Annotated in this window: 7 protein-coding genes and 1 pseudogene; 3 read left to right on the forward strand and 5 right to left on the reverse strand. The window is 72.5% G+C overall.

Annotated elements, in window-relative coordinates:
• Window positions 1-5: 5 nt before the first annotated feature.
• Window positions 6-578: a CGNR zinc finger domain-containing protein gene (locus ABH931_RS36405; RefSeq protein ID WP_370123446.1), complete on the reverse strand. Its 573-nt coding sequence runs from the start codon at window positions 576-578 to the stop codon at window positions 6-8.
• Between the two features lie 38 nt (window positions 579-616).
• On the opposite strand from ABH931_RS36405, the gene ABH931_RS36410 reads away from it, so the two are divergent.
• Window positions 617-1,711, forward strand: coding sequence for an MFS transporter (locus ABH931_RS36410; protein WP_370123449.1), 1,095 nt, complete (start codon window positions 617-619; stop codon window positions 1,709-1,711).
• 128 nt (window positions 1,712-1,839) lie between these two features.
• Here the strand turns inward: ABH931_RS36410 and ABH931_RS36415 are convergent, their stop codons facing one another.
• The gene (locus ABH931_RS36415) at window positions 1,840-2,748 is read right to left on the reverse strand and encodes an alpha/beta fold hydrolase (protein WP_370123452.1); all 909 of its coding nucleotides are present in this window, start codon (window positions 2,746-2,748) and stop codon (window positions 1,840-1,842) included.
• Window positions 2,749-2,849: 101 nt separating this feature from the next.
• On the opposite strand from ABH931_RS36415, the gene ABH931_RS36420 reads away from it, so the two are divergent.
• A complete protein-coding gene (locus tag ABH931_RS36420; RefSeq protein WP_370123455.1) occupies window positions 2,850-3,566 on the forward strand; it encodes a TetR/AcrR family transcriptional regulator in 717 nt (238 codons plus the stop codon).
• Here the strand turns inward: ABH931_RS36420 and ABH931_RS36425 are convergent.
• Both ABH931_RS36425 and ABH931_RS36430 read right to left on the reverse strand, forming a co-directional pair.
• Window positions 3,547-4,503, reverse strand: a complete 957-nt coding sequence (locus ABH931_RS36425) for an alpha/beta hydrolase (RefSeq protein ID WP_370123458.1) — start codon at window positions 4,501-4,503, stop codon at window positions 3,547-3,549. The two genes, ABH931_RS36420 and ABH931_RS36425, sit on opposite strands and share 20 nt — an antisense overlap.
• Window positions 4,504-4,561: 58 nt before the next feature.
• Complete coding sequence (locus ABH931_RS36430; RefSeq protein ID WP_370123461.1) at window positions 4,562-4,930, reverse strand: MerR family transcriptional regulator; 369 nt, start codon at window positions 4,928-4,930, stop codon at window positions 4,562-4,564.
• A 116-nt stretch (window positions 4,931-5,046) separates the two neighbouring features.
• Between ABH931_RS36430 and ABH931_RS36435 the strand changes: the two are divergent.
• Window positions 5,047-5,788 (forward strand): annotated as a pseudogene (locus ABH931_RS36435) (SDR family NAD(P)-dependent oxidoreductase).
• Between the two features lie 27 nt (window positions 5,789-5,815).
• On the opposite strand, the gene ABH931_RS36440 reads toward ABH931_RS36435, so the two are convergent.
• Entirely contained in the window at window positions 5,816-6,427 is a 612-nt protein-coding gene (locus ABH931_RS36440; protein WP_370123464.1) for a TetR/AcrR family transcriptional regulator, read from the reverse strand.
• Window positions 6,428-6,543 lie beyond the last annotated feature (116 nt).

Below are 6,543 nucleotides of genomic sequence, written 5' to 3' on the forward strand. Positions count from 1 at the left end.
GTGTCCTACCCCGGCTTGCGGCGGTGGGCGGCGACCCGCTCGCGGGTCGCGCAGCGCCGTGAGCAGTAGCGCTGCACGACGCCGGTTCCCTGGGCGATGAACACCCGTCGGCAGGAGGACGAAGCACAGACCCCGCCGGGAGAGCACTGCCGCTGCCACAGCAGGACGGCCAGCGCCATGCACGACGTGGCGAGAAACCACTCGGGCCAGGGTGCGTCGTCACTGCCGTCCAGGTGGGGATGGATCGGGGCCGTCCCGTGGTGCGTCGTCAGGCGCAGCGGTCCGGTGTGGGCGGCGAGGAGACGGTTCAGCGACAGCGCAGCGGCCTCGACGTCGTCGGCGGCGAAGACCTCACGGAGCTGTCCGGCGGCGTCCCGCATGGCCAGGAGGTCCTCCTGGGTCAGCGTGATCGGCTCGACCTCGCCGAAGTCCCGCAGAATCGCCGCGAGTTCCGGAATTTCGGCAGCCTCACAGGTCAGGGCGTTCACGAGTGCTGCGGTGCGCCGCGCGTTCGCGGCAGGGCTGTGCCGCTCGGACCGGTCGTCGGCGTGGGCTGGCACCCGGCGAATGTAACGCATCTTTCAAGGTTTTGCGTTACCTGGGTAGCGTGCCGACGGTGGAACTGGAAGACGGCACGAGACGGTATCTGGCCGGGGCGGTAGCGGCTCGGACCGGCGACTCGATGGGCGGACCGGCCCTTCTGCTGGCCGGCCTCGCGATCACCCGTTCAGCCGCGTCCGCGTCAGCGTTGCTCGGCACCGTTCTGGTCTCGGCCATGATCGGCGCGCCGGTGTTCGGGATCCTGCTCGACCGCTCGCGGCGGCCCGGGCGGCTCCTGGCCGGAGCGCTGGCAGCCTTCGCTGCGGCGCTGGTGCTGATGCTGGCCGGGCTCGGTGTCCTGCCACTGCCGATGGTTCTCGCGATCGCCTTGCCGGCGGGGCTGCTCGGCCCGGCGCTGTCCGGCGGCTGGACCTCCCAGCTGCCGATGGTCGCCGGTGCGCGGTCGCTGCCCCGGGCCATGGCCCTGGACGCGATGACCTACGACGTCGCCGGGCTCATCGGGCCCGCACTCGCCGGGTTTGTCGCCGAACTCGTCGGCGCCTGCGCCGCCGTGATCGTCTCGGCGGCACTGATCGGCCTGGCCATCCCGGCAGCCGTGAGGCTGCCCGATCGAAGGCACCCGACGATTCCGTTCCGGGCACGCCCGGCAACCGATCTCGTAGCCGGCTTCCGTGCCATCACCGGCAACCGGCCCCTGCGCCGAGCGACCCTCGTCACGGTGACGTCCTCCCTCGGCGAAGGCATGTTCGTCACCTGCTGCCCCTTCCTGGGTAGCCATGCTCTCGGCGGCGCAACGCGCGGGGCGTACCTGCTCTCTGTCGTGGCCCTCGCCGGGATCGCCGCCAACGCGCTGCTGATGCGGAAGCCCACCTCGCTCCGCCCCGACACCGTGATCGGCCTCAGTCCGGCCTTCCTCGCTGTGGGGGCGCTCCTGGCCGCGACCGGCACACCGTTCCTCGTCATCCCCGCCGTGGCACTGATCGGCGCCGCCGAGGGCCCGCAGCTGACGGCCCTTTTCGCCATCCGCCACCGGGAGGCGCCGGAGCAACTGCGCGGCCAGGTCTTCACCTCGGGAGCCCCACTGCGTACGCCGTCGGTGCACCTCTGGCCGGTCTCCTGGCCACGCGCTCCCTCCTGGCGGCGCTGCTGACCGTAACGGCGGTGCAGGCCACCGCAGCCCTCACGGGCCTGCTGACGCGGACGGCGACCCCGGGGCCCGTGCGGGCCGGGTAGCTCCCCTCGGGCGTGCACCGCGCCGAAATCACCCGTGCGCCGAAATCAGCCGCGCGCGAGCTCGCCATCAGCCGCGCGGTCCGCGAGGGCGCGGAGCTCGGCCGCGTAGACAGGCCAGGCGTCACGGGCGAGGAAGTGGCCGACACCGGGCACGATGCGCAGCCGGGCGCCCGGAACCGCCGCGGCGATGTCGCGCGCCGCGGCGACCCGCAGCAGTGGGTCGTCCTCGCCGTGGAGGACCAGCGTCGGCGCGGTGATCCGGGCGAGCGGGCCTCCGTTCCACTTCGCACCGACCTGGCGGCTCTCCGCCCTGGGGTCGCGGAAGCTGCGCAGCCCGTGTTCGGCCTCCCGCTCGACGAACTCGCGGACGTCCCACACCCCGAGCTCCTGGCTCGGCGAGGCCAGCAGCCGGGCGACGGCGACCGCCATGGCCAGGTTGCCCTCCGGCGTGTCCGGATGCCGCAACCGGGTGAACGCCATGGTCCGCGCCAGGCGGACGTAGCGCAGTAGCCGCAGCCCCTTCGCATCGCCCGGGACGGCGCCCGAGGTGGTCACGGTGCGCACCCGGCCCGGATGCCGGACGGCGACGCGCTGCACGATCGCGCCGCCGAGCGAGTGCCCGAACAGGTGGGCCCGACCCCAGCCCATGGCGTCGAGGACCGCGACGGCGTCATCGGTCTGATCCTCGGCGCTGTAGGCCGGCGCGCTGCGCCGCATGAGCGCCGCGAACGGCGAGCCGCCGGGCGCGTCGGGCAGGTGCGTCGACTGCCCAGCGTCGCGCTGGTCGTAGGCGACGACATGGAAGTCGCGCCGCACCAGTTCCTCGACGAGGCCGTTCGGCCACCAGAAGCGGGATGTCCCGAGGCCCATCACCAGCAACAGCGGTTCGCCCCCCGCACCACCGAGGTCCTCGTAGGCGAGCTGCACGTCACCGTTGCGGGCGTAGCGCGTCATCAGAGCTGCCTCCTTGCATTCGCATACAGTGTTCGCAATCATCGTTCGCGAACACTGTATGCGAAAGATAGGCTTGGCCGCAACGAGGAGGGTGGTCGTCCGTGGCAGCAGAGGAACAGCCGGTGATCTGGATGCGTCCCGAACAGGCCGGCGTCGGCCGCCCCGCCGAACGCAGCCGCGCGGAGATCACGGCCGCGGCGGTCGAGCTGGCCGACCGCGAGGGCTTGGACGCCGTCTCCATGCGCCGCGTCGCCGCTGCCCTCGGCACCGGCGCCGCCTCGCTCTACCGCTACGTCGCCACCCGCGACGACCTGCTCGACCTGATGACGGACAGCGCCGCCGCCGAGTACGAGCTGCGCCCGCCCTCCGGCGTCTGGCTGTCCGATCTGCTCGACGTCGCCGCGCAGGCCCGCGCGATCATGCGGCGGCACCCCTGGCTGCCCGCCCTCGTCGTCACCAGGCCCTCCCTGGGCCCGCACGGGGTGGACGTGCTGGAGCACGTCCTCGAGGCCCTGGCCCTCCACTCGGCGTCACCAGCTCGCAAGGTCGAGGCCTTCGCGCTGATGAACGCCGTCACGGCGCAGTTCGTCCAGCACGAGCTCGCCACCACCGATGCGGCCGCCGCCCGCCACGCCGCCTACCTGCACCACGTGGCCACCGCCGGGCGCCACCCCCGGATCGCCGCACTGTTCGCCGCCTCACCGGTGGAGCCGGTGGAATCGGTGGAGCCGGTGGAATCGGTGGAGCCGGTGGAATCGGCCGAGGACGACCGCTTCGCCGCCCTGCTGAGCCGGGTCCTCACGGGCGTGCTGGGCTGACCGCCGCGCCCACGTGGCGCCGCAGGAAAGCCAGTTCGGCCTCGACGGCCTGCTCGTGGGCATCCTGGAACGGCGCATAGTGCCCGCCCGGCAGGTGGACCACCTCGGCCCGCGGAGTACGGGCCGCCGCCTTGATCGCCTCCCCGGGCGGAGCCGACCGGTCCCCGTCGCAGACGACGAACAGCACCGGGCAGCGCACCCGTCCTGCGTGGCGACCCGGGCTGTAGGTGACCAGTCGCAGAGCGGACCGCGCCGCCACCTCCTGATGCCAGGCCGGGTACCGACCGTCCGGGTCGAGCGGGCTGGGCCGCACCCCGCCGTCCGGCGTCGTGAGCACGACGACCTCCCCGCGCCTCCCCGCCAACCGCACCGGACGCGGCGGCCGCCCGAACCACGACCCCACCTCGTCGGCCAGACCCCGCGCCATGACTCGAGCCATCGCCCACGGCTGCTGATACCGCGCGGCGTTCATCGACGCCGCCCGCCCACCGAAGCCCGGCGACTGCGCCACCACCGCCGCGACGCCCGGCTCGACCGCGGCAACCTCCAGCAACTGACCGCCCGTGGCCGAGAAGGACCAGAGCGCGAGCCTGGCGGGATTCACCCCCGGCAGCGTGCGCGCGTACGCGAGCGCCGCCCGCCAGTCCGCCACCTGCCCGCGCGGCGTCAGCACCGGGCACCCGGTGTCCCCGTCCGCGCGCTCACCCGGCCCGCTCTCACCCAGCCCCCGGAAGTCGAAGGCCAGCACATCGAATCCGGCCTCCTGGAAGCGCCGGGCGAACCGGTCCGTCCCGGGCTCCTTGGGAACCGCGAACCCGCCCGCCATCACCACGCAGGCGCCGTTGCGACCGGGGCCGCGACCGGGGTAGTGCCAGGCCGCGCAGTGCGCGCCGCCGCTGTCGAACCGAACCCGCTCCCGCTGAACCGATACGCGCATGTCGACCTCCACGTCGACCCGACCGGATTCGCCTGCACCATTGAGTGAACCATATGGTTCACTTTGCGTCCATGCCGGCCGCCAAGGCGATCACCTCGTCCAGCACGTCCCGCGAGAGCACCAGATCGGCAATCAGCCCGTTGATCCGTTCGCGCTCGCTGCTCAGCTCCGCGACCAGCTGCGGCGTCGCCGACGCGCTCGGCCGCCCGTCCAGGTCCTTCAGGCAGGGCAGCAACTGGGCGATCTTCCGGCTGTTCAACCCCGCCGCGTAGAGCGTCTGGATCCGCACGACGCGGTCGACGGCCCAGTCCCCGTACTCCCGCTGACCGCCGGGGGTCCGCTCCGCCGGCAGCAGGCCCTGCGTCTCGTAGTAGCGCAGGGACCTCTCACTGACCCCGCTGCGCCGCGCCAGTTCACCGATACGCATGCCACGCCCCCCATTGCCCATGCCGTTGTTCCGACTTGAACCTCACACCTGTGTCAGCTCCTACCGTGCCAGAGGCGGGACCACACCGAGGAACCCGAGAACCGGAGGTTGCGGCGATGAGTGAACTGACCGGCAAGGTGGCCCTGGTGACCGGCGGGAGCCGAGGCATCGGCGCGGCGGTCGCGAGGCGGCTGGCGCGGGAGGGGGCGGCGGTCGCGCTGACCTACGTCCAGTCGGCGGACCAGGCCCGCGCAGTAGCGAAGCAGATCGAGGCGGAGGGCGGACGGGCCTTGGTCGTCCAGGCCGACCTCACCCGACCCGAGGCCGCGGTGGAGGCGGTCGAGACGACCGTGCGGGAGCTCGGCCGGATCGACATCGTGGTCAACAACGCGGGGTTCCTCACCTACGGGCCCCCTGTCTGAGGTGACGGCCGAGGAGCTGGACCGGGTACTCGCCGTCGACGTGCGGTCGGTCTTCCTCACGGCCCAGGCGGCCGCCCGGCACATGGGCGACGGAGGCCGCATCATCAGCATCGGATCGTGCTTCAACGGACGCGTCCCGGGAGCGAACTTCGTCCTGCAGGCGACGGCCAAGTCCGCCCTCGTCGGGCTGACCAAGGGGCTGGCCCGCGAGTTGGGACCGCGCGGTGTCAACGCCACCATCGTGGACCCGGGCCCGATCGACACCGACATGAACCCCGGCGACGGCGGCACCGCCGACTTCCAGCGCTCCCTCACCGCCCTCGGCCACTACGGCCAGGCCGAGGACATCGCCGCAGCCGTCGCGTTCCTCGCCGGCCCCGGCGGCCGCTACGTCACCGGCACGACGCTCGCCGTGGACGGCGGCTACACCGTCTGAGACAGATGGCCCACAGGTGGCCCACCCTCAGGACGCCTCCTCGTGTTCGAGGGCGCGCAGCAACGCCTCGAAACCGGCCGCCACACCGTCCTCTTCCCCACTGATCAGCCGCTCCAGCAGGAACCCGCGCAGGGTGCCGAGGATCATCTCCGCGACACCCCGCTTGCGGCGCTCCGGCCACTGCGGCGGACAGAGACCGACCAGGATCGGCAGGTACTGCTCGGACGCGTGGCGCCCGAGATCGCGGTAACGGGCCGGGTCGTACATCGCCAGGCCCATCGCCTGGTCCAACACCCGCGCCAGGCCGGCCTCCTCCGCCATCAGCATCGGCCACACCACCCGGATGCGGTCGGCCAGGGACGCTTCCGCGGGGCCCTCCGTCACGGCGGTCATCGCCAGATCGATCCGCCGCTGCCGGAGCCTGGCCACGGCCTGACGCAGTAGATCCTCCACCCCGTCGAAGTGGTAGAGCAGCACCTTGTGCGTCGTCCCGGCCGCCCGCGCGGCCCGGCGCAACGAGAAGTCGACCAGCCCGTTCACCGCGAGATCGTCGGTGACCAGCGCCAGCAGTTCGAGCCTCCGGGCCTCGCCACGCGGCGATCCGGTCGACCGACGGTAGCCCGCCGCGTTCGTCTCCACCTGCGGAGCGTACAACGGCACAACGCAGTGAAGCCCCCTGACCGGAGGTCAGGGGGCTTCACTGTAATAGTTGTTCGGCGGCGTCCTACTCTCCCACAGGGTCCCCCCTGCAGTAC

It is taken from the genome of Streptacidiphilus sp. MAP12-33 (assembly GCF_041261265.1).
Classification (GTDB): Bacteria; Actinomycetota; Actinomycetes; order Streptomycetales; family Streptomycetaceae; genus Streptacidiphilus.